Source organism: Parasphingorhabdus litoris DSM 22379 (genome assembly GCF_020906275.1).
In the GTDB taxonomy this organism is placed as follows: Bacteria; Pseudomonadota; Alphaproteobacteria; order Sphingomonadales; family Sphingomonadaceae; genus Parasphingorhabdus; species Parasphingorhabdus litoris.
Genome location: NZ_CP086727.1, coordinates 793,489 through 816,243, shown reverse-complemented (window position 1 = coordinate 816,243; position 22,755 = coordinate 793,489). Strand labels below are relative to the sequence as shown.

Genomic DNA, 22,755 nt, shown 5'->3' with positions numbered 1-22,755 from the left:
TGCTGCAATGCACCATTGCTGAGCGCGGCCATGGCCTATTGGCTTGCCACCGTCAAGCGAAGCGCCGCTCTTTGCTGGCAATACAGATCAAAGTGGTGTCCGGAAATCTTCCGTCACTGTTGCCACAGCGGCAATCTCTTCTTCGTGACTGATTTCGCGGTGTGGCTCCGCAACCGCTTCTTGCTCCCAGGCCTGCATAGCCGGATGGGCGATGATGTGATCCACCCAAGCCCGGCCCTTCGGTCCGATATCGAGATCAAATGACCGCACGCGATAGGCCACCGGGGCGTAAAAGGCATCGACGGCGCTAAACTTGTCGCCAGCCAGCCAAGGCCCGCCAAAGCTGTCCAAACCTTCGGCGAATAGCTCCCCAATCCGGTCCAAATTGCGCAGTAGCGGTGTCTCGATTTCATGCAGTTTGGCACGGATTCCAACGTTCATCGGGCAGATGTTGCGCAGCGGCGCGAAACCGCCGTGCATTTCCGCTGTGGCACAACGCGCCCAAGTCCGGGCTTTTTCATCTTCTGGCCAGACACCTTCATGCCGCTCGGCGAGATATTCGATTATCGCCAGCGAATCCCAAATCGTGCGGTCATCATCCTTCAAGCACGGCACTTGGGCATTAGGCGCAAAAGCCCGAAACCGCTCGTAATTTTCTTCTTCGAAGTAAACAATCTCATCCCCAAACGGGATTTCGAGCGCCTTCATCAATATCCAGGGGCGCAGCGACCAGCTCGAATAATTCCGGTTCGCGGTGATCAGTGTGTAACTCATGTGGCCTCCTTTGGAGAGATGTAGCTGGGATCATGGTGAAAGGGCATCGGGCGATCATTGGCCAGAGCCTCCAATATGCTGGCAAAGTCGGTCTTTCCTCGAAATCCCAAAAGTCTCTCGGCTTTTCCCGCGTCATAAATGCGGTCGATATAGTCCGGCAGCACCCAGCCTTTTTCCTCATACAAGGCTTTGGCTTCAGGATAATAGTGCGCAATGACGGACGGCGCATCTTCGACAAGTTGCTTGCAATCTTCACGGTCAAAGGGCGTTGCAGCTGACAAAACAAACGTCTCAAAGCCCAGTCCCACAATCCCGTCCAGCGCAGCAATATGTGCATCAACGGCGTCTTCAACAGTCAATCGCCGATTTAATAGTTCATTGGCTTTGAGATTGGGACCGCTTGGCACTTCAAGCGTGTCATCATCCTCGGGGAAAAAGCGTCCTGTGCGCAAAACCGCGACATTGATTCCGTGCAGCTTGTGATAGAGGCGGCATAAATGCTCCGCCGATATTTTGGTCACGCCATAAATATTGCGCGGTTTGAGTGGCCCAAATTCTTCGTCCAGCCAAAACGCCTTTTCCGCCCCACCCGCACGGCCAGCCCGAATGATCTCGGAAATCATCAGAGAAGTTGTTGAAGTAAAGATGAAGCGATCATGACCAGCCTGCACCGCCGCTTCCAAGAGGTTCAGCGTGCCTGTGACATTGACATCAACAAAGGCGCTGTTCGGATACCGGACAATATCGGGTTTATGCAGCGCGCCCGCGTGGATCACCGCTTCGATGCCATGATCGCTGAAAGTCTTGTCGATCAAGGACCGATCTGCCACCGAGCCGACGATATGGGTGTGGTCTCCGGGCGCGACGTCCAGGCCGACCACTTTGTGACCGATGGCTTCAAGCTTTGGTGCCAGAAACCTGCCCAACCAACCCGATGAGCCGGTGAGCAGCAGCTTCATCAAGCGCCTCCGATTAATTCGCGCCCGATCAGCATCCGGCGGATTTCATTCGTCCCCGCGCCGATGTCGAGCAATTTGGAATCGCGCCAGTAACGTTCCACCGGCCAATCGGTTGTATAACCGGCTCCTCCCAGTGCCTGCACGGACTCTTCTGCAACCCGAACGCTGCTCTCGGACGCATACATGACGGCACCGGCAGCATCGAAACGCGTTGTCTGACCGGCGTCACACACCTTGTTCACCGCATAAACATAGGAGCGCGCGCTGTTGAGCCGGACATACATGTCGGCAATCTTGCCCTGCATCAGCTGGAACGTCCCAATCGGTTTGCCAAATTGTTTGCGCTCGCGGACATAGGGAATGACCGTATCGAGACAGGCCTGCATTAGCCCCAAGGGGATCGCCGCCAGCACCGCGCGCTCATAATCAAGGCCGGACATGAGTACCCCAACGCCACCGTTAATCGGCCCCATGACATTTTCTTCCGGCACTTCGCAATCGTCAAACACCAGCTCTGCTGTCGGGCTGCCCTTCATGCCGACCTTCTCGATTTTCTGACCGATGGAGAAACCCTTCATGCCCTTTTCGATCAGGAAAGCCGTGATGCCGCCCGAGCCCGCATCGGGCCGGGTTTTGCCATAGACCACCAATGTATCGGCGTCGGTCGAGTTGGTGATCCAAAATTTGGTGCCGTTCAATATATAACCGCCCTGCACCGCTTCGGCCTTGAGTTTCATCGAAACCACATCCGATCCTGCGCCAGCTTCCGACATGGCGAGCGAACCGACATGTTCGCCGGAAATCAGTTTCGGCAGATATTTCGCTTTCTGCTCCGGTGACGCCCAGCGACGGATCTGGTTGACGCACAGATTGCTGTGCGCGCCGTAGGACAGTCCCAGCGCCGCACTGCCGCGGCTCACCTCTTCGACCGCGATGGCATGTTCCAGATAGCCCAGGCCTAGTCCGCCATCTTCTTCCTCCACCGTCACACCGTGCAGGCCAAGCTCTCCCATCTGCTCCCAAAGCTCGCGCGGGAACCAGTCGTCACGGTCCATTTTCTGAGCCAGTGGGCTGATCTTCTCATCGGCAAAGCGCCGCGTGGTATCGCGGATTTGATCCGCCATTTCACCAAGTTGGAAATCAAAATCAGGGGTAGCAATCATATCGTCCTCGTCTTTCTGGCACGCGCATATCATATTTGGTTGCGACTGCGACCAAAATTTGCGCCAAAATTTTTAAGCTGAACTTGGCGCACACAGGATTGCCGATCTGGTCCAGCAATGCCATAGGCGCGGCCATGCTATACAATCTTGCCCGCCCATTTATTTTCGCGCTCGAAGCGGAGAAAGCCCATGGCCTTACCATTGCTGGACTAAAGGCCTTACCTTTGGGCCCAGCACCCAAATCTGACCCGGTTCTGGCCTCCACCGTCGCCGGTCTCGATTTTCCAAATCCCATCGGCATGGCACCCGGCTTTGACAAAAATGGCGAAGTGCCCGACGCGCTGATCCGCATGGGCTTTGGCTATGCAGAGGTTGGCACGCTCACGCCCCGCGCGCAGCCGGGCAATCCCAAGCCGCGAATATTTCGACTGCCGAAAGATAAGGCGGTCATCAACCGGTTGGGATTTAACAATGAGGGTCAGGAAAAAGCCACGCCGCGCCTGAAACGGATGCGCAAACGCATGGGTAAAGGCGTTCTGGGCATCAATATTGGTGCCAATAAGGACAGTGACGATCGGATTGCCGATTATGTTATTGGCGTCGAGAATATGGCACCGCTCGCAGATTATCTGACGGTCAATATTTCATCACCCAACACCCCCGGTCTCCGCGCATTGCAAGACAAAGGCGCATTGGAAGAATTGCTCGCAGCCGTCATGCAGGCACGGGGGGATTACAAGGTACCGGTATTTCTGAAAGTCGCTCCCGATCTCGAACCGGCGGATATTGATGACATTGTCGACGTCACCATGAAGCAAAAGATTGATGCGCTTATCGTTTCAAATACGACGATTACGCGCCCCAATCTAAGCTCTGCCAATCAGGACGAAACCGGTGGTCTTTCTGGCGCGCCGTTAAAAGATCTTGCGCTGCAACGGCTCAAGGATTTTCGCAAAGCAAGTGGCGGTAAGATTCCGCTCATTGGTGTCGGTGGTATCGCCAATGCCGAAGACGCTTATGAGCGTATCCGGGCCGGAGCCTCGCTCATCCAACTATATACAGCGATGATCTACGAAGGCCCAACTATGGCGCGTGCGATGAGCTGTGGACTGGCTAAACGATTGAAACAGGATGGATTTGCATCGGTTTCAGATGCCGTAGGAGCTGACGACAAATGATTTGCCAAAAGGACAAGCCATCCATAAAACTTGGCACCATGAAAAAACTCCTGACTTTGCTCGCTTTTTTCCTGCTCACACCCCTCGCTGTTCCGGCCAGCGCACAAAATGCCGGCACCGCAGCTTCGGCACATCCTGAGGCCACCAAAGCCGGTTTTGAAATGCTCCAAGCGGGCGGCTCTGCGACCGATGCGGCCATGGCGATGATGCTGGCTCTGACTGTTGTCGAACCGCAATCGAGCGGCATTGGTGGCGGCGGCTTCTTGTTGCATCATGATGGTAAAAGCGGCTGGATGGAAACGATTGACGGGCGCGAAATGGCCCCTGCAGCGGCCTCTTCGGATCGCTTTCTCGGTGAAGATGGCAAACCCCTTGGTTGGCGCGACGCGGCTCCTGGCGGTAAATCCGTTGGTGTGCCTGGCAATATGCGCCTGATGGAAATGGCACATAAAAAATGGGGCAAACTGCCATGGGCAAAACTGTTCGAGCCAGCAATCAAACTGGCTGAAGAGGGCTATGCGGTGAGCGCGCCGCAATATGACTGGATGAAGCGGCTCGAAAAACTCTGGGTGAAATTCCCCGACATGCAAAAACTGTACTGGCGTGATGGTGCCCCTGCTCCGCGCGGTTCGATCATCAAGAATCCTGAACTCGGTCAATTGCTCCGGGAACTGCAAGCGGGCGGTGCGGATGCCTTTTATACGGGCAAGACAGTGGCAGCAATTACGGCAGCGGTCGGTAAAGCACCGCAAAATCCGTCGGTGCTGACACAGCAAGATTTTGATAATTACAACGCGATTTTGCGGCACCCGGTCTGCTCTACCTATCGCGAATATCGGATTTGCGGCATGGGGCCGCCTTCATCTGGCGCAACGACCGTGTTACAGATATTGGGCTCGATTGAGCGCTTTGATATGGGGGCGCTCTATGAAAAGGAACCAGCCCGCGCATGGCATGTCATAGGTGAAGCCATGCGGCTCGCTTATGCAGATCGGGAAAAATATCTGGCTGATCAGGATTTTGTTTCAGTTCCTGTCGCTGGGTTGATCGACAAGGGTTATCTCGCCAAACGTTCCCAAATGATCGCGCTACAGCGAGCACGGCCACAGACGCCAGGTATTGAGGCCTATCCTGCAGGTAATCCTCCGGGCGCCCTACCCCGTACGGCCGCTATTTCATCAGAAGTAACGGGCACGACCCATTTCACCGCGGTTGATGGCGAAGGCAATATTGCCAACATGACGTCGACTGTTGAAGGGCCGTTTGGCAGTCAATTGCTGGCCCGCGGTATGGTGCTGAACAATGAACTCACTGATTTCACTTTTGCGCCAGAGAAAAATGGTGCGCCCGTCGCCAATCGCGTGCAGGCGGGCAAGCGCCCCTTATCCTCGATGTCGCCGACGATCGTTTATGACGCGAAAGGTCAACCCATTCTCGCCCTCGGCTCGGCTGGTGGCAAACGGATCATCATGCATGTTACCAAAACACTGATCGGTGTGCTCGACTATGGATTGCCACTGAAAGATGCGATGGCGATGCCCAATATTTATTTTGGCGGATCGGGGCTCTTAATTGAAAATGATAGCGATCTCATCGCGCTGAAAGATGATCTCGCGCGTCTTGGTCATACGGTTGTTACCAACAACTTGCCGTCAAAGCTGGCCGGCGCACAAAAAACCGACAAAGGTTGGGTGGGTGCGGTTGACCCGCGCAGCACTGGCGAAGCGGTCAGCGAGCTTCCATAGAATTACACTTTTACCCGGCGGCTATCCTTAAACCATTGCTCGAAACTTTTATCCGCGCTAGCCTGCTCTCAGAATAGGGGGCTGGCCTTGACCAGGCATGGCCGCACGAGAGGGTGAAGAGAGTGTCGGCAAAAAAGACAAATGACCGTTATTTGGAATTTGACGGGTTTTCCAATCTGGTATCGATGTTTTTTCATCGTGCTAGCGAAGGTGGTGACAAACCTTTTTTGAGCGCAAAAATAGACGGGGAATGGCAAGCCACTAGTTGGGCAGAGGCCGCACGACAGGTCGCGGCTTTAGCCAAATCCTTCAAAAAACTGGGACTGAAACCGGGCGACAGGATCATGTTGGTATCCGACAATTGTCCCCAATGGTGCATTGCCGATCTCGCCATCATGGCCGCAGAGTGCATCACGGTCCCAACCTACACCACCAACACGCCCAATGATCACCAGCATATTCTTGACAATAGCGGCGCGAAGGCGGTGATCGTTTCGGACCAGAAACTGGCGCAAAATCTTATCCCGTCAGTTATCAAGTCGGCAGATGCAGATATCGTAATCGGCATGTCAGATCTTCGCATCGGTCAATCCGGCGATTTTGCCATCCATCAATGGAATGACTTGATCCAAGGTACGGATGAAGATGTGGCCGAAATCACGGCCCAGATTGCCAGTGTAAAACGCGATGATACGGCCTGTATTATCTATACCAGCGGTACAGGCGGGAAACCGCGCGGTGTGATGCAGCCACATGGCGCTATCCTTCATAATGTGAAGGGCCCTGCTGAGGTTATTGAGAATGATTTTGGCTGGGACGACGAAGTATTTCTTTCCTTCCTGCCGCTCAGCCATGCTTATGAACATAGCGCTGGTCAATTTTTTCCCATCGGCCTTGGCGCGCAAATTTTTTATTCAGAGGGACTCGAAAAACTGGCCTCCAACATTGAAGAGGTCCGTCCAACCATCATGGTCGTGGTTCCGCGCCTTTTCGAGGTTCTGCGAACGCGATTGATCAAAACGGTTGAGAAGCAGGGCAAAATGCCGCGCTATCTGCTCGGCAAAGCACTGGCTATGGGCGAACGGGCAGCGGACGGCAAAAAGCGCAAGCGTGACAAACCGATGGATATTTTCCTGAACAGAACGCTCCGCCCCAAAGTCCAGAAACGTTTTGGCGGCCGTATCAAGGCAATGGTTTCAGGCGGAGCGCCGCTGAACCCCGACATCGGTGTATTTTTTCAGTCTCTTGGCCTGACTTTGTTGCAAGGCTATGGGCAAACCGAGTCCGGCCCCATCGTGGCGTGCAACCGCCCCCGCACAGGTTTGAAGATGGACACGGTTGGTCCGCCCATGATCGACACCGAGGTCAAAATTGCCGACGATGGCGAGATTTTGGTTCGCGGTGAATTGGTGATGAAAGGCTATTGGCGCAATCAGGCAGAAACAGATCGGGTTATCAAAGACGGTTGGTTACATACGGGTGATATCGGCTTGATCGACGAGGCCGGACGCATAGCAATCACGGATCGCAAGAAAGATCTGATCGTCAACGACAAGGGTGAAAATGTCGCACCACAGAAGGTTGAGGGCATGTTGACTCTGCAGCCAGAGATTTTGCAAGCCATGATCATCGGCGACAAACGCCCTTACATGGTAGGTCTGGTCGTTCCCGATCCGGAATGGGCATTGGAATGGTCGCGTGCAGAAGGCATGCCTTATGACTTCCTGAAACTGCAGGCCAATCCTATGTTCAAATCAGCCGTGAGAGAAGCTGTGGACCGGGTTAACAAGAACCTGACCGTTACCGAGAAGGTCCGCCGGTTTGAATTTGCCGATGAACCTTTTGCGATTGAAAACGAAGAACTGACGCCGAGCATGAAAATCCGGCGTCATGTCATTCGTGAGCGCTATGAGGAACGTCTAGGCGCACTTTACAAAAAATAAGCGCGCTCAACGTTCCGAACAGTCAACCGCCGGTTTTGGTGTAGGGCACAAACGAACTGAACGAACAGCTATCGATAAATGCACCGGATGGCCGGTCTTGCACTTGTGCGATCTCTCCGCGACAAAGCCGCGTAGAAGGCCTGACGGTAACCAACGTATGGCGATCCACATCCCGGCATCCACCATATGGCTCGTTCACGTAGATGGTTTTGGGATTGCCGCTACGGCCATAGATGAGATATTTATCACCAATGACCGTCATATTTTTCTGATCAATGCGATTTATGCAACTGACAGGTTTACCGGCTTCACGGCCGGCGATCTTCTTTTCAAACTTGGCTTGATCTTTCTCGCTAAGCTTGACTTCAGCGGTGCCGCTATTCGCTGCTGGGGCAGCCAATATTATTGCCAATGGTAATGCGAAAATACTCTTACGCATGACGAGTCTCCTTCGATGTTCCCCCATCAAAGAGATGTCATATCATGAATTTGGCAGAATCAGAAATCGACGGCTAAAAATTGTCTTTTGCGGTGCGCCGTTCCGCCAATTGTTCGACCGACGTTGCCCGCATGAATGGGTTCGTCGCCGCTTCCATAGCGATGGTCGTTGGAACTGTCGCTTCACCCTTCGCCCGCGCGGCGAGCACTTCATCCATGCGCTCTTTGAGCGCTTGATTATCCGGTTCAGCCACCAACGCATATTCACCGTTGGCCTGGGTATATTCATGGGCGCAATAGACCTTGGTATCGCCTGACAATTTGGAAAGCTTCTGCATGTTATCGAACATCTGCGCTGCCGTTCCTTCGAACAGGCGTCCGCAACCCATCGCGAATAGCGTGTCGCCCACAAAAATAACTTTCTGATCCGCGATATGAAAGGCGATGTGACCAGCTGTGTGAGCCGGAACGTCAAGGACATCTGCCACGACATTACCCAGACGAACCCGATCGCCTTCTTTCACCAGTGTATCAAGCGTTGGGATACGCTCTTTTTCCGCCTCTGGCCCCGTGATGTGACACCCAGTTGCTTCCTTAATCGCCGCATTACCGCCCGTATGATCCGGATGCCAATGCGTGTTCCATATCTGGGTTATTTTCCAACCACGCCTGTCTGCTTCTGCCATTACAGGCTCTGCGACTGCCGGGTCGACCACCATAGTCTCTTGAGATTCAGGCTCGTGAACCAGCCAGACATAATTGTCTGACAATACGGGGATACGGATAATTTCTAGCATACCGATAATTTACCCCTCAATTCATGTCTTGTCGATGGCTTACCATTCACCAATATTTTCCATACTAGCCCATGGCTCTTGAACCGGCAGGTTATCGCCCGCCTGTAAAAGCTCAACCGAGATGTTATCGGGTGTCCGCACGAATGCCATATGACCATCACGCGGAGGACGGTTGATTGTGACACCGGCATCCATCAGTGTCTGGCAAAGCGCGTAAATATCATCGACCCGATAGGCCAGGTGGCCGAAGTTACGACCGCCATCATAATCTTCGCTGCTGCCATCTTCTGCCGGCCAATTATAGGTCAATTCCACCTCTGCAACCTCCTTTTGCCCCGGCGCGGCGAGGAAGATTAGCGAGAAGCGCCCCTTTTCACTATCGTAGCGACGGACTTCTTCCAGCCCGAGAAGGCTGAAAAATTTGATCGTCGCATCGGGATCGGTGACGCGTAGCATGGTATGTAGATATTGGATCGGCATTTGAGGAAACTCCATTCATCGCTATTCAGAAACGGTTCATCGCAGCTATCGCAAAGCCGAACCGGGTCGTTGGAAATAGTTTAGAGCGCTTGGAACGAGAGGGAAAGAGCTATGGCTGATAATGTTGAAGACACCAAATTTCTGGACAAGAAGAATAATGTAATGCTGGCCAGCGCAGGATTGCTGACCATCGGACTAATCGCTGGCGGTTATCTTTTGGGTGACGGGTTGCTGCGTTCCAAAATGGCGGATCGGAGCGTTACCGTGCGCGGTCTTGCCGAGCGAGAAGTCACTGCCGATCTCGCGACTTGGACCATCGCCTACAGCGCGCAAAGCACGAACCTTGCCGAGGCGCAGGCGGATATGGACCGGGACACCGCCGCGATCGGTAAATTTTTCACCGAACTGGGTTTCAAGGCGGATGCCCTGAAACCTACCGGTGCTAATGTGAACCAGTATAGCAGCAATGGCATCCCTCGATACACTATCCGACAACGCCTCTCGCTACGCACCAATGATATCGAAAAAGCGCAAGCTGCCGTTGCTCGGCAATTTGATCTCGTGCGGCGGGGCGTTGTACTCGAAGACGGTTCAGGCATGAGCTATACCTTTACCAAGCTTGACGAAATCAAGCCGGAAATGGTGGCCGAGGCGACCAAGGATGCGCGTAAATCAGCCGAACAATTTGCGGAGGATAGCGGCACCGATGTCGGTGGTATCAAATCCGCGACACAGGGCTATTTCTCGATTAATTCACGCGATGGCGATGGCGGCGGCTATGGTGTGACTGATACGCCCTATAAAAAGGTCCGGGTTGTAACGACGGTGAATTTCTATCTCGATTGATGCGGAATCGCATGATGATCCGACAGTTTCTCGTTGCGACTCCCCTGTTGCTGACAATAACTCCTGCATTGGCGCTTGATCCTCCGCTTGCAGATCCGCCCGAGATCGAAAAAATGGTTAGGAAAACAGAGAACTATACGTTTGAATATGGCTATCCGAAATCACTCGTTCGCGATTCCCAATTGTCGGATTATCTTAAGAAAGATCGCGACAAGGAATATACAAGATTTTCAACCGAGGCAGATCGGGATCATACCAATAGCGCAGCAATTGCCGGCAACAGACCAAGACTCTTGCCTTATGACTATCAAGTCCACTGGCGAGAGGAAGCCGACATTCCGACGTATAGAAGCATGGTCCAGCATTGGTATGGTTTTTACGGTGGCGCCCATGGAATCTATGGTGCCAAAAGCTGGATCTGGAACAAAGTTACCAACCAGATGATCAAGCCTAAGTCATTGTTTTACAGCACCGAAGCCTTTGACCAAGCCTTGGAAAAGGGGTTTTGCAAGCAACTCAATATCCAACGCGCTGAGAAGCGGGGCCAACCAGTAACAACTGATAGCGATGACAGTTTTGACCAATGTATTCCGGCATCCGACCAAACGATCATATTGGGATCAACAACAGGTAGCGGCTTTGACATGATCAAAATCTGTGCTGGCCCCTATGCGGCCGGTCCCTATGTCGAGGGAGACTATCAAGTTGATCTTCCCGTAACCCAGGCGATCATCGACACTGTCAAACCAGCTTATCGCCAGAGCTTTTCAATCAAACGCTAGGCAAGCGCCCTTCAATTAGCGCCTGCTTATCCAGCAATGCCGCCGTCAGAAAACGCATGAGTAATTTTATGCGGGGCGTATTCTTGAGATCGGGATGGGTCAGCACCCAAAAATCAGCAGCCGGGGTTGGCGGCGGCGAACCTGGCAGTCGGATCAATTCAGGTGCTGGATCACTCATATAACAGGCACCACGTATCATACCGTGGCCATTGATAACCGCCTTGTGGCGCAGCGTGATATCATCGCTCGTAAATCCGACCGGGACATCCGGATAGGGACTATCTGCAATCCAGGTGACTATGCCAGACGATGGAACCGATGTGATCCACCGTCGATCCTCTGATGCTGTTTTATCTAGATAATCACGATGACAATAAAAGCTCAGCGCATATGGGAAAAGACGGCGACCAACCAGATGCTCAGGCGGAGTTGCAACACTTCTGATCACCACATCTGCTTCCGATCGATCGAGATCTACAAAACGATAACTGCTTTGCAGCGACAATCTGATATCGGGATATTGTCTGCAAAATGAGACAAGATCATCGAGCAACAGATATTGTCCCAATGCGTCCGGAATAGATAAGGTGATCGGCCCAGACAATTCTGTCTCACTCGCCTTGCGGCGACGGTCAGCGGAAAAGCTGATTCCCTCCATCTGCCGGGCGGCAGCGACCAATTCTGCACCCAACTCTGTTTTGCGATATCCACCGGCTGCACGTTCAAAAACCGGTTTGCCGTAACGTACGTTAATGACGGCCAGTCGCCGCGAAACGGTGCTGTGGGTAACGCCTAACAGTGATGCCGCAGCCCGCGTGGTGCCGGAACGGTCAAGCGCCAATATGAATCGATAGTCGTCCCAATTTTCCATTGGTGCATTATTGCACCGATATCAGAAAAAATACATCCACTAATCCAAATATCTCGAATGTATAGAGGTGCAATATCGCAACATGAAATGGCTCAATGGCATTTCGATAATCGCAAAGGCTTTACCCATGACGAACCATCGCAGCGCCCTTACACTGATTTCAACCTTCACTATCGCGATGGCCATGCCGTCCTATAGTCTTGTGGCGCAACCCTCCTCATCACAAGAATCTGAAGCCGCGAACCCCCGATTGACCGTTGCCAAAGGCCAATATCTCTCCATCATCATGCCAGAAGAAAAAGAAGACGGAGATGCAGCCCGCCAAGTCTATTATCGCCAAGCCTTTCCATTAGGGCAAAAATTCGGCCTGAAGCGCGAGACCCAACTCAAAATGGATAGTATCGAATTCAGCAACTATAAACCTACTGGACTGGTATTTTTCTCCTACCCGGATCAGGAATCGGAAAAGCAGTTGACCAGCCAGCCGGAGTGGCCCGCGATCAAGGCTCAACGTCCAGAAGCTTGGAACGAGCTCAGAATCTATAGCGCTGCGATGCGAGAGGATCTGAATTTAAGCTTTGACCCCGCCAAATATTACAGCCTGGTCGTCGCATGGACCAACCCGGACAAGCCAGAAGACTATCAGCGCTATCTCTCCGGAATTGAGAAAGCCGTACACAGTGCCGGCGGACGGTTTATCTACAAAATGAAAAACCCCAAGATGGAAGCCCATGCGACATCGCTAAATGCGCCCAGTCAATTGACGTTCGTCGAGTGGGATGCACCCAATGGCTTTGCGAAAGTGCAGAAGACCGAAGATTATAAAGCCAGCGCTCCATATTTTCGATCTGGCGTAACAAAAGTCGAATTCTACTACATGTCAGTGAACGGCAAATCGTGAAAGCCATTCGTTGATATCTTGCCGCGTTCCAGCGATATAGGGGGCAATGCAAGATATTATGGTCGCGAATGAATAGATCGGATCCCTCGACCTTCGATGGCTAAGACAAGCGACAAGAATGTGAGTCAGCGCTTTGCTCGCTAATGATTACCGAATGGATTTCGCCTTTCGATGTCGGGCGCGCACTTGATATGGTCGGATTGCCATCAAAGGCTGTGCCATCAAAAGATAAAGCACCGACATAAGGTATCGGTATCCCGCCGCCTGCAACTACGACGCCGACTTCCCTCCATCCGTTACGAGATGTTTTCAAGGAATATATAGGCAGTCTGGCAGGCCGAATTCTGCCGACCAGGCTGTAGTCGGAATTGTCAGAAGCCGTAGCGCCATTTTTGAAAATGAAGCCCTTGCAGCCCCCCGTACCGCAATAATTTCGCCCTGAAACATAAACGACTATATCCCGCTGCTTAGGCCGAAGGTCCGCAATACCAACCGAGACATGGTTATTTGCAAAGAAATCTGGTCGATCAGCATAGGTATCGCGACCAAATGTGATGGCTTCCACGATCGCGCTTTTCAGGTTTTCTTTCGCTTCCGGACTGATGAGGGAAAAACCACAAGATGAGTGCTCCGACATTTTCGATTTGGAAAGTGCGTTGGATCCGCCAGCTGATTGGGGCGGCATGGTACAACCTGCAAGGGCCCAAACTATCAGCGCCGCTGCACAGATGAACGAGATACTTTTATTCAAGCCTATCATTTCAGCAGCTTTGGTTTGTGACTAAGATGTGGGATCGTGGTGCTTTATCTTCGGCCAGACTTCCTAGCCCGGACAATCACCTTGCCGCTGTGCTCCGATGTCCATTGACAGTTTGGCCGTTTCACCACTCGCCGGATCCTTAATATCGAAAGCCATCTTACTGTCATAGCCTTCGGGATGGGCCTGTCCGCTCATCTTGATATCGATATCGCCTTTGGCGGTACCCTTACAGGTCATTTCAAGATCGATGGATGTCGCGGAACCTTCATCTTTTATGGTTTCGCACTGACCGCCCAGAGCGCCAGACATTTGCTTTGCCGCCTCTTTCCATTGCTGACCGTTATCATTGCCTTCCATACAGAATAAGCCGCCTGCTCCGCCACCGGCTACGCCCTCCATCTGTGTGATGGTTCGTTGTTTCACTTCTTCAGACAGGCCGGGGAAATCCAGCTCTGTGATTTTGACTGTCTGTTTATATTGGCCGGCCGTCGGACCACCGTCGCCACCACTACCGCATGCCGTAAGCATAAGAGGGACCGATAGAAGTGGGAGTAGATATTTATGGGTCATAGAGGCGTGCTTTCCATTAATGTGATGCTCAATCTCTATCCTGCACGCATGGGATTGGAAAGCCCTGCGACGCAATTCTTTATTCGGCTACACTGGTCACGAGTTGTGCGAGATATTTCTGTGCCGCTTTGGCAGGCCTGCTTTCGGCATCCATTGCCACGGCCTTTTCCCAATTGGCCTTTGCCTGCACAACATCTCCGCCAGCATAAGCGATATTACCGGCTTCAAGAGCAACCGCAGGGTCCTGCGCAGCAAGTTTAGCCGCAACAGCGATATCGGATTTGGCCAAGACGAGATCGTTCATCCGGCGTGCCAAAGTTGCAGAGAGAAGCCACCCCAATGGATCTTGCGGCGCGAGCTTATGAACCAGTACGAATTCCGCTTTTGCAGCGGCATAGTCATTAAGCGCAACATGGGCGCGTGCCCTATCCAAATGCACTTCACCCTTTTCCAAACCGACCAAACTGCCCTGCACAAGGGCGGCGTTGAGATATTCGAGCGCTTTGGTTGGTTGATTGCCGGCCAATGCGGCGTTGCCCGCCTGTGCCCAGAAATTGGCAACGCGGGGATATTTCGCAATCTCCGCTTCCTGCGCCGCTTCGGCAAATGTCTTTGTGGCCGCTGCCCAGTTAAACTGTTCGGCATAAGCAAAACCGAGGCAATGGCGCGCTAGAAAACCGCCACCTTCAATCCGCCATTTATTCGCCTCGACAACACCGCTAGCCGGGTCGTCCAGAGCCAAATCGACGCATTCGTTGAAGCGGACTTCCGACATGGTCATCGGAGCGGACGGGCTAATTGTCTGCGGTACCGGCGAGCCATAAGGCGTAGAGGATTGTGCAAGAAGGAGAAAAAGAGACGTGAACATATTCGCTATCAAACCTTCAAAATCGCAGCCATACTGGTCAGCCGTTTCAATCCAACCGCGAAACCACATCAATCAACAGGGCAATATCCTGATCGCGCGACAAGCGGTGATCGCCGTCCTTTACCAAATGCACCTGCACATCGGCTGAACGCATCTTTTTGGAGATCTCCAAAGCATAAGCCCAGGGCACGTCAGCGTCTTCCTGTCCATGAAGCAGCCGGACCGCGCCATCAAAGGCGATTTCCTTATGGAGCAGGCGATTGGCTTCACCGGACTGCCAGAAAATGTTGGTCGTCACATACGGATCGTCGCTATATTCGCTATGTTCTTCCAGCTTGCCTTCGCGCAGGATGGTCATTTTTTGCTCTTGGGTGAATCCCCAGTCGGTAAAATCCGGTGCTGCGGCAATGCCAACCATCGCCTTCACGCGCATCGGCCGGGCAAGCGCGACAAGCAGCATCAACCAGCCGCCCATGGAGGAACCGATCAATGTGACGGAACCGCTGGTAACCTTTTCCATCAGGAACAGCACATCATCGCGCCAGTCGATAAGACTCTGCTCTTCAAATTCGCCGCCACTGGCTCCGCACCCGGCATAGTCGAGGCGGAGCATTGCGCAGCCACTATCGGCTGCCCATGCATCAAGCGCCAGCGCTTTGCCGCCTTCCATATCCGACATATAGCCGGGAAGGAAAACCAGCGTACTGCCCTTCACGCCGTCTTTGGCGGGCCGATAACAATAAGCCAGATTAGCGCCGCCGGGACGCTGCATATAGAGGATATCGTCTTCCATGTGTGTCTTTCGCTGATGTTGCGTGCTTCTGCCTACGCAGGAGCTGGAATGACATCAACTCAAACGTGCGGCGAGCCAAAATAAACAATCCCGAGACACAGAAAAGCAATGATCAGCATACCCACACCGCTCAACATCGGCCGCTTATATTTTGGCAATAATTTTGTCAGCTCTTCCGGAGGATCACCGGTGAAGCCCAATTGCCAGTGCGGGCGCCCCTTGATCCCGTCGTCCAAACCAAAAACATGCGAACCGCCAGAAAAGCCGCGATATACCAAATCGCCAAAATAATAGGCTTCGCTGCGCCATTGGTTCTCAAAAAACAGGAAGGTGTTGCCAATAGTTTCGATCCGCACGTGACGTTTGCGTGCGCCCTTGGCATCACGGTGCCAGACGGGGGTTGAATTGCTCATAGCGATCCCGCCAATAGCAGGGCGCGGTTTACATATCGTTACCGCCCGGATGATCCCAAAAACCGCTCCACAGCAGCGGCAAAAGCCTCAGGTTGGTCGAGCATGATGAAATGCCTGCTGTCATCCACTTTTTCAAAGGTCACCGTCTTCGCATCCGCAAAAGCCGCCTTATACATAGGCGTGACCCGCTGTTCCGACATAATATCCACATCGACTGGATAAAGCACGGTCATTGGCATCGTGATCTTCGGCAATAAAGGTCGGACATCTGTGGTCATTAAATCATAGGTAAACTGCGCCACCGTTAATGTATCGGCACTGCGGGACCAGGCAGCCACCTGCTGACGGGCAGTCTCCGATCGCGCCATGCGTTCTAGCGTTTGCGCATCCGCTTCGCCACTATCGCGTGCGATCAGCGCATCACGCATAGCTACGGCTTGCTGGCTTAATGTCACAGCGTTCATATCTGGGCTGAAAAGCAATCCGAAATACGGCAGGCTGTCGATGATCATCGCTTTCTCAACGCCCTGGGGATAGACTGCAGTCACTTTCATCGCCGCGAGACCGCCTAGCGAATGTCCGATTAGCAGCACCTTTTGCCCGTTGTTGCTGTCGACAATCTCGTCATCAATATAGTCGGTCAGCTCTCGGATAAAGGGCTCCAGCAATAGCCGGTTTCGTTCAATCATCGGCGTGTCGCCAAAGCCGCGTATCTGGATTACATGGAGTCGATAGCGGCTTTTTAACTGGCGCCGCGTGGCATCCCACACGGCACGCGGCGTCGACATGCCCGGGATCAAAACCACATCACGCCCCTGCCCTTCAACCAGCACCGTGAAATGTCGGCCGCCAAGTAATTTACTGCCGTCTGGCAATTCTACGCGCTCGCCGCGAGCGGCGCTCGGGGGAACCGGCACGGCTTGATTCACGGTTGCACAGGCGGGCAACAGCAACAAGGTTAGCACTGCATAGATCAATATTTTAACGTTCATTGCTGCTTATCCTTCCATCCAGTCAATCCTGCTGGAAAATCTCTTCAATCGCCGTACCAAATAGCGCTGCAATCTTGAACGCGAGCGGCAGGGACGGATCGTACTTCCCCGTCTCAATCGCATTGACACTTTGCCGGGAGACGGACAATTGTTCAGCCAAATCCGCCTGTGACCAGTCACGCTCCGCACGGAGAACTTTCAATCGGTTCTTCATGCACGCCACCGGACAATGCCGCCGGCTATTCCAAAGGTCACCAGCCAGATGACGCCGAACCATTGCGGCCCGTCTGTCATCAACTCATAGACGTTCAGGAACTGCCATATAGTTGCCGCGCATAAAGTTATCGCTGTAGCCAGCATGATCTGTTTGGCGACGAGAAAACGCTGATATTCATCTTCCATTTCGACCAGCAATCGGAACACGGTCCAAAAGACGCCGCACATTGGCAATGCAGTTAGGATCGCAAGAGCATAGACGAAAAGGCCTTCTGGCGGGTTTGCAGAATTTTTTAGCGACAAGCCCCAAATCAGAATGACCATATAGGCTGTCATAAAAATACCCAAGCGCCAGAAATAGCGTTTCATCGAAGGGGGAATTTTCGCTTCGGGCAGATCCCCAGCCCCGTCACTATGATCGCTCATAGGTTCAACCCCCTAATTCGATAGAAAAAATATCCCAGACTCCAGCTGGCCAGCATAACGGCAATGAGATCATCACCCATTAGCGGTCCATAGAGTAAATCCCAGGCAAGGTTGACGAACAATGTGGTTATAATACCCACAATGGCGCCATTGATCATAAGCTGGAAAAAATAGTCCTCGACTTTCCGCCGGTCCATTGCCGCTGCATAGGTAGCAATAAAGGCGATTACCAAGGTCAGGCCGGAAAGAGCCAGAATTTTCATGAGCGGGTCAACCGCGATAACCGGTTCCGGGTCAAGGTTTTCGGCAATCAGCATGGTGATGCTGACCAACAGAAGAAACCCAAAGACCCAATCCGGTTTGATCGCGCGATATGTGCGCTGCCAGAGGTTACGGGTGGATGGCTCACTCACCGGAACATCGCCAGAAACAATATGGCGAAACTCGCCCACATCGCGATATCTGCGTTTCGCGCCGTCCGACAGCCGGTGTTAAATCTCGTTCTCATCACATTTCTCCTTCAAGTTAAATTGACATAATGTCATGTTACCTTGACTTTATGACTGCGATTCGCCGAAATGTCAAGCACCCCTTACATAGTGTCAATGATCCTTGCATGACCGCCTTGACTTCGTTGCCAAAATCCTTTCCTACGTCCTCCGCCTTCGTTATGCCGGAGGTGGTTGACTTGGTCCGACGAGTGACTAAGTCAATCTCGATCCAGGAATCGCTGTTTTCCGAGATTCTATGGTGAGAATTGTGTGAACTTTAAAGATTGAAACCCGATGACCAAGATGATCAAAATCACCCTTCCCGACGGCTCTGCGCGTGAAGTGGCATCGGGTACCACACCCGCACAGATAGCCGCCGATATTGGTCCGGGTCTGGCCAAAGCCGCATTGGCTGCGCGCATTGATGGCGAGATTCGTGACATCATGCGGCCTCTGGACGTAGATACCGAACTGGCGTTGATAACGTCACGTGATGAGGAAGAAGCGCTGGAACTCGCGCGGCACGATTTTGCCCATGTGCTCGCCGAGGCCGTGCAAAATCTTTTCCCCGGTACGCAAATCACCTTTGGTCCGTCTACGGACGATGGTTTTTACTATGATTTCGCGCCTGCTGGCGATCCGTTTACCGATGATGATCTGCCAAAGATCGAAGAGGAAATGAAGCGGATCATCAAGGCTGACAAGCCATTGCGACGTGAAGTTTGGGAACGTGATGACCTTATCGCGCTGTGGGAAAAAGATGGTGAGAAGTTTAAGGCAGAATGGGCTGCTGAACTTCCGGAAGGCGACGAAATCAGCGTCTATTGGTCCGGCGATGACTGGATGGATATGTGCCGCGGCCCGCATCTGGCTTCAACCGGGAAGTTGGATCCACAGGCGTTCAAACTGATGCGAGTCTCTGGCGCATATTGGCGCGGTGATCAGCGCAACCCGCAATTGTCGCGCATTTACGGCACCGGCTGGCTAAACAAGAAACAGCTCAAGGCGCATCTCGTAAGGCTTGAAGAAGCCGCCAAACGGGATCATCGCAAGCTAGGTCAGGAAATGGACCTGTTCCATATCCAGGCAGAAGCCATGGGCAGCATATTCTGGCATCCCAAAGGCTATATGATCTGGCGCGAGCTGGAAGCCTATATGCGCCGTGCGGTCGACGATGCCGGCTATAACGAGGTAAAAACCCCGCAAATCATGGACGCTAGACAGTGGGAACAATCGGGCCACTGGGGCAAATACCGCGAAAATATGTTTGTGGTGCCTGATGAAATTCCAAGCGTGGATGATGATGCACCACTGGTGTCATCCGATGCCGACATGATGGCGATTAAACCCATGAACTGCCCGGCCCATGTCCTGATCTTTAAGCAGGGCATCAAAAGCTATCGTGATTTGCCGCTGCGCATCTATGAAAATGGTTGTTGCCACCGCAATGAACCGCATGGCGCGTTGCACGGGCTAATGCGCGTGCGCCAGTTTACACAGGACGATGCGCATATATTCTGCCGCGAAGATCAGATTGTCGATGAAGTCCGGAAATTCTGCGAACTGGCGGACCGCGTTTACAAGGAAATGGGCTTTGAAGGCTATGCCATCAAACTCGCGCTACGCCCTGAACAGCGTTTCGGTTCTGACGAAATATGGGATCAAGCCGAAGCGGAACTGCGCGATGCAGTTCATGCTGCCGGCATGGCAACCGAAGAATATGGCTGGGAAGAACTGCCTGGCGAAGGCGCCTTTTATGCGCCCAAGCTGGAATGGCATCTGACCGACGCGATTGGCCGCACCTGGCAAGTTGGTACGATTCAGTCCGACCGGGTATTACCGGAGCGCCTCGACGCTAGCTATATTGCCGAAGATGGTGCGCGCCACCGTCCGATCATGCTGCACCGGGCGATATTCGGGTCCTATGAACGGTTCATCGGCATATTGATCGAGCATTATTCGGGTAAAATGCCGCTCTGGCTCGCGCCTACGCAAGCTGTGGTGGCAACCATTGTCACTGATGCCAATGATTATGCCAAAGAAGTCGAAGAAAAGCTGAAAGCCGCCGGAGTCCGGGTCGCCGCCGATCTGCGGAATGAGAAGATCAACTATAAGGTCCGGGAACATTCATTGGCAAAAGTACCCAATATTTTGGTTGTTGGCATGCGGGAAGCCGAAGAAGGGAAAGTGGCCTTGCGGAAACTGGGTCAGAAAGAACAAATGTTCCTGACTCTCGACGAAGCGGTTGCAATGCTGAAAGACGAAGCACTGGCACCGGATTTGAGAGAGCTGGCATGATAGCGCTGGGCACGTGCAATCGCGCGGATAATGGATTGACCAGCGCCACATTCCCAATAACAACCACCAAACCCGAACTTTGATCCAATCATTGATCCTCAGGCAATCCCATACTAAATATACATAACAATTTGCGGCCTATGCGATTTCCCGCTATTGGCCGCTTCGTCTAAACATCTAGGAGTATTTAACATAGCTGCACCACCACGCCGTCCCACGCCGCCCGTCAAAGGCGGTCCGCGTTTCAACAATTTGATCATCTCCGATACGGTTCGGGTCATCGACGATAGAGGTGAAAATCTCGGCGTCATGAATACGGGCGAAGCGATTGAGCGAGCCAAGGATGTAGGCCTCGATCTCGTCGAAGTTTCTCCGAACGCTTCTCCACCCGTCGCGAAATTTCTGGACGTCGGCAAGTTCAAATATGAGGCCCAGAAAAAGGCCAATGCAGCGCGCAAGACCCAGAAGGTGCAGGACGTTAAAGAAATCAAGATGCGTCCGAATATCGACGATCATGATTATCAGGTCAAAATGCGCAACGTGAACAAGTTCATCGACAATGGTGACAAGGTCAAAGTAACCCTGCGCTTCCGCGGCCGTGAAATGTCACATCAGCAGCTCGGCATGCAATTGCTGCAGCGGGTTCAGGATGACATGAAGGAGACCGCCAAGGTCGAAGCCTATCCGAAGTTGGAAGGCCGTCAGATGCTAATGGTTCTGTGCCCCAAATAGTCTGGTGAAGCGATTAATTGGGGTGCTTACGCGCAACCCAGATAAAAGCCATACCAACGATCAGGGACGTTAGCGCGATAGCAAATTCAAAATTTTGCGATACCATGGGCTTGTCCGTTCTGTCGTGCGATTCCTGTAATGAATAACACGGCAAAACTAACGACAGGTTAAATGGGCGCGACTTTTTGCGCGACTTTCGCCGCCCAATATCAACTTACTGGTTTCGCGCGATATTGCTTTGGAAAGTGCCGTTTCAGATTAGCAACCTTGGGTTTGTCCCAGCGCACGATATAGCCCTGGCGCGGGTTTTTCTGCATGAAATCCTGGTGATAGGTTTCCGCAGGATAAAAGGCTTTATAGGCTTCGATTTTTGTGACGATCGGCCGTTTCCAATATTTGCCCTTACCCAGCTGCGTCAGATAAGCGCGAGCGGCTTTCGCCTGCGCTTTATTTGTGGGGATCAATGCGCTGCGATAATGTTTGCCGCGATCCGGCCCCTGTGCGTTCAACGTCGTGGGATCAGCAATCACTGAAAAGAAGACCTGCATCAGCTGGCCATAGCTAACGACACTGGGGTCATAAACGACACGCACCGCTTCGGCATGATTGGTCAGGCCGGCGCTAACCAGCTTGTAATTTGCGCTGCGCTTGGTACCGCCATGATAGCCGGATGCCGCACTGATCACACCCTTGGTATGTTCAAAAACACCTTCGACACCCCAGAAACAGCCGCCCGCAAAAATGGCGACCGCGCGTTTGCCTTTCTCCGCCGCATTGACGCGGGGTCTTGGTATGATTGTCGCTTTTTCAGCGGCATGGGCTTCGCTCACGAATAGGTTAGTGCTTGTTTCTTCGTCGGGGAAAGAGGCGTTTACACCAGTCCAAAGGACACCAAATGTGGCCAGGCTTGCTCCGGCAATGGCCAGTTTCGGAAAGACTCTACTCATATCAAACGCCCCGTATTCAAAAAAGGATTTAGCTTAACACCTCAACAGATGCGCTAACCGTCGAAGACAGGTTCTCACTATAATCCTGCTCGTCTTCAGCGGGCTGCATGAAGAACAAAGCCAGCGCTCCCAATAGGAAACCGCCACTCAGGCTGTAGGTCAAATCTGATTTCAAAAAACTAGGCATTGTATTTTCCTGCTGTGGTTACCCTGTGTTCGGAGCGACCCCTGATTTGGTTACAGCTTTAATATAGGATGGCTTTCCCCGTTGTGAACGGGGTCACAAGACGACATTCAGTTTCAGCGGGTGAAGGGAAACTTTATTGATTAACCTCAGGCGCCGGGCGCGGGCATCCGCCCGCTTGGCTTTCC

General features: G+C 52.8%; 26 protein-coding genes. 8 read left to right on the top strand and 18 right to left on the bottom strand.

Going from position 1 to position 22,755, the window contains the following annotated elements; all coding sequences use genetic code 11:
• Nucleotides 1–87 precede the first annotated feature (87 nt).
• From BS29_RS04035 to BS29_RS04025, 3 genes are read right to left on the bottom strand one after another with little or no spacing between them, the layout of a single operon-like run.
• Complete coding sequence (locus BS29_RS04035) at nt 88–774, bottom strand: glutathione S-transferase family protein (protein ID WP_229955937.1); 687 nt, start codon at nt 772–774, stop codon at nt 88–90.
• Nucleotides 771–1,733, bottom strand: a complete 963-nt coding sequence (locus BS29_RS04030) for an NAD-dependent epimerase/dehydratase family protein (RefSeq protein WP_229955936.1) — start codon at nt 1,731–1,733, stop codon at nt 771–773. Before BS29_RS04030 ends, BS29_RS04035 begins: the two co-directional genes overlap by 4 nt.
• Nucleotides 1,733–2,896, bottom strand: coding sequence for an isovaleryl-CoA dehydrogenase (locus tag BS29_RS04025; protein WP_229955935.1), 1,164 nt, complete (start codon nt 2,894–2,896; stop codon nt 1,733–1,735). Before BS29_RS04025 ends, BS29_RS04030 begins: the two co-directional genes overlap by 1 nt.
• A 134-nt stretch (nt 2,897–3,030) precedes the next feature.
• Between BS29_RS04025 and BS29_RS04020 the strand changes: the two genes are divergently transcribed.
• The 3 genes from BS29_RS04020 (at nt 3,031) to BS29_RS04010 (ending at nt 7,762) form a co-directional block, all read left to right on the top strand.
• Nucleotides 3,031–4,074: a quinone-dependent dihydroorotate dehydrogenase gene (locus tag BS29_RS04020; RefSeq protein ID WP_229955934.1), complete on the top strand. Its 1,044-nt coding sequence runs from the start codon at nt 3,031–3,033 to the stop codon at nt 4,072–4,074.
• Nucleotides 4,071–5,819: a gamma-glutamyltransferase gene (gene ggt, locus BS29_RS04015; RefSeq protein ID WP_229955933.1), complete on the top strand. Its 1,749-nt coding sequence runs from the start codon at nt 4,071–4,073 to the stop codon at nt 5,817–5,819. Before BS29_RS04020 ends, ggt begins: the two co-directional genes overlap by 4 nt.
• Nucleotides 5,820–6,004: 185 nt before the next feature.
• Complete coding sequence (locus BS29_RS04010; protein ID WP_229956939.1) at nt 6,005–7,762, top strand: AMP-dependent synthetase/ligase; 1,758 nt, start codon at nt 6,005–6,007, stop codon at nt 7,760–7,762.
• Nucleotides 7,763–7,784: 22 nt separating this feature from the next.
• Here the strand turns inward: BS29_RS04010 and BS29_RS04005 are convergent, their stop codons facing one another.
• The 3 genes from BS29_RS04005 to BS29_RS03995 all read right to left on the bottom strand — a co-directional run bounded on the left by BS29_RS04005 (nt 7,785) and on the right by BS29_RS03995 (nt 9,477).
• Nucleotides 7,785–8,201, bottom strand: coding sequence for a hypothetical protein (locus BS29_RS04005; RefSeq protein ID WP_229955932.1), 417 nt, complete (start codon nt 8,199–8,201; stop codon nt 7,785–7,787).
• A gap of 73 nt (nt 8,202–8,274) precedes the next feature.
• Nucleotides 8,275–8,997 carry a hydroxyacylglutathione hydrolase gene (gene gloB, locus BS29_RS04000; protein WP_229955931.1) on the bottom strand — a complete coding sequence of 241 codons (723 nt, stop codon included), beginning with the start codon at nt 8,995–8,997 and terminating at the stop codon, nt 8,275–8,277.
• A 39-nt stretch (nt 8,998–9,036) separates the two neighbouring features.
• Nucleotides 9,037–9,477: a VOC family protein gene (locus BS29_RS03995; protein WP_229955930.1), complete on the bottom strand. Its 441-nt coding sequence runs from the start codon at nt 9,475–9,477 to the stop codon at nt 9,037–9,039.
• A 111-nt stretch (nt 9,478–9,588) separates the two neighbouring features.
• Here BS29_RS03995 and BS29_RS03990 point away from each other — a divergent pair, with 111 nt between their 5' ends.
• Entirely contained in the window at nt 9,589–10,323 is a 735-nt protein-coding gene (locus BS29_RS03990) for an SIMPL domain-containing protein (RefSeq protein WP_229955929.1), read from the top strand.
• 113 nt (nt 10,324–10,436) lie between these two features.
• A complete protein-coding gene (locus tag BS29_RS03985) occupies nt 10,437–11,105 on the top strand; it encodes a PdaC/SigV domain-containing protein (RefSeq protein WP_229955928.1) in 669 nt (222 codons plus the stop codon).
• Here the strand turns inward: BS29_RS03985 and BS29_RS03980 are convergent.
• Nucleotides 11,095–11,976 (bottom strand): LysR family transcriptional regulator, encoded by an 882-nt coding sequence (locus tag BS29_RS03980; RefSeq protein WP_229955927.1) that lies wholly within the window; start codon nt 11,974–11,976, stop codon nt 11,095–11,097. The two genes, BS29_RS03985 and BS29_RS03980, sit on opposite strands and share 11 nt — an antisense overlap.
• A 127-nt stretch (nt 11,977–12,103) precedes the next feature.
• Here BS29_RS03980 and BS29_RS03975 point away from each other — a divergent pair, with 127 nt between their 5' ends.
• On the top strand, nt 12,104–12,877 hold the full coding sequence (locus BS29_RS03975) for a hypothetical protein (RefSeq protein WP_229955926.1): 774 nt from the start codon (nt 12,104–12,106) through the stop codon (nt 12,875–12,877).
• Between the two features lie 100 nt (nt 12,878–12,977).
• Here BS29_RS03975 and BS29_RS03970 read toward each other — a convergent pair whose 3' ends face one another.
• The 9 genes from BS29_RS03970 to BS29_RS03930 all read right to left on the bottom strand — a co-directional run bounded on the left by BS29_RS03970 (nt 12,978) and on the right by BS29_RS03930 (nt 18,367).
• The gene (locus tag BS29_RS03970; RefSeq protein ID WP_229955925.1) at nt 12,978–13,562 is read right to left on the bottom strand and encodes a hypothetical protein; all 585 of its coding nucleotides are present in this window, start codon (nt 13,560–13,562) and stop codon (nt 12,978–12,980) included.
• 138 nt (nt 13,563–13,700) lie between these two features.
• Nucleotides 13,701–14,207 (bottom strand): DUF3617 domain-containing protein, encoded by a 507-nt coding sequence (locus tag BS29_RS03965; protein WP_229955924.1) that lies wholly within the window; start codon nt 14,205–14,207, stop codon nt 13,701–13,703.
• Nucleotides 14,208–14,286: 79 nt separating this feature from the next.
• Nucleotides 14,287–15,075 carry a tetratricopeptide repeat protein gene (locus tag BS29_RS03960; RefSeq protein WP_229955923.1) on the bottom strand — a complete coding sequence of 263 codons (789 nt, stop codon included), beginning with the start codon at nt 15,073–15,075 and terminating at the stop codon, nt 14,287–14,289.
• A 46-nt stretch (nt 15,076–15,121) separates the two neighbouring features.
• The gene (locus BS29_RS03955; protein ID WP_229955922.1) at nt 15,122–15,868 is read right to left on the bottom strand and encodes an alpha/beta hydrolase; all 747 of its coding nucleotides are present in this window, start codon (nt 15,866–15,868) and stop codon (nt 15,122–15,124) included.
• A gap of 59 nt (nt 15,869–15,927) precedes the next feature.
• On the bottom strand, nt 15,928–16,281 hold the full coding sequence (locus tag BS29_RS03950; protein ID WP_229955921.1) for a hypothetical protein: 354 nt from the start codon (nt 16,279–16,281) through the stop codon (nt 15,928–15,930).
• 38 nt (nt 16,282–16,319) lie between these two features.
• Nucleotides 16,320–17,273: an alpha/beta fold hydrolase gene (locus BS29_RS03945; protein WP_229955920.1), complete on the bottom strand. Its 954-nt coding sequence runs from the start codon at nt 17,271–17,273 to the stop codon at nt 16,320–16,322.
• Nucleotides 17,274–17,295: 22 nt separating this feature from the next.
• Nucleotides 17,296–17,487, bottom strand: a complete 192-nt coding sequence (locus BS29_RS03940) for a helix-turn-helix transcriptional regulator (protein ID WP_229955919.1) — start codon at nt 17,485–17,487, stop codon at nt 17,296–17,298.
• Entirely contained in the window at nt 17,484–17,915 is a 432-nt protein-coding gene (locus BS29_RS03935) for a hypothetical protein (RefSeq protein ID WP_229955918.1), read from the bottom strand. The genes BS29_RS03940 and BS29_RS03935 overlap by 4 nt, the downstream gene beginning before the upstream one ends.
• On the bottom strand, nt 17,912–18,367 hold the full coding sequence (locus tag BS29_RS03930) for a hypothetical protein (protein WP_229955917.1): 456 nt from the start codon (nt 18,365–18,367) through the stop codon (nt 17,912–17,914). Before BS29_RS03930 ends, BS29_RS03935 begins: the two co-directional genes overlap by 4 nt.
• A gap of 333 nt (nt 18,368–18,700) precedes the next feature.
• On the opposite strand from BS29_RS03930, the gene thrS reads away from it, so the two are divergent.
• Together thrS and infC are read left to right on the top strand one after the other, a co-directional pair.
• On the top strand, nt 18,701–20,704 hold the full coding sequence (gene thrS / locus BS29_RS03925) for a threonine--tRNA ligase (protein WP_229955916.1): 2,004 nt from the start codon (nt 18,701–18,703) through the stop codon (nt 20,702–20,704).
• A 192-nt stretch (nt 20,705–20,896) separates the two neighbouring features.
• Nucleotides 20,897–21,436: a translation initiation factor IF-3 gene (gene infC / locus BS29_RS03920; RefSeq protein ID WP_229956938.1), complete on the top strand. Its 540-nt coding sequence runs from the start codon at nt 20,897–20,899 to the stop codon at nt 21,434–21,436.
• Nucleotides 21,437–21,645: 209 nt separating this feature from the next.
• Here infC and msrA read toward each other — a convergent pair whose 3' ends face one another.
• Together msrA and BS29_RS03910 are read right to left on the bottom strand one after the other, a co-directional pair.
• Complete coding sequence (msrA, locus tag BS29_RS03915) at nt 21,646–22,383, bottom strand: peptide-methionine (S)-S-oxide reductase MsrA (protein WP_229955915.1); 738 nt, start codon at nt 22,381–22,383, stop codon at nt 21,646–21,648.
• A gap of 28 nt (nt 22,384–22,411) precedes the next feature.
• Nucleotides 22,412–22,570: a hypothetical protein gene (locus tag BS29_RS03910; RefSeq protein WP_229955914.1), complete on the bottom strand. Its 159-nt coding sequence runs from the start codon at nt 22,568–22,570 to the stop codon at nt 22,412–22,414.
• Nucleotides 22,571–22,755 lie beyond the last annotated feature (185 nt).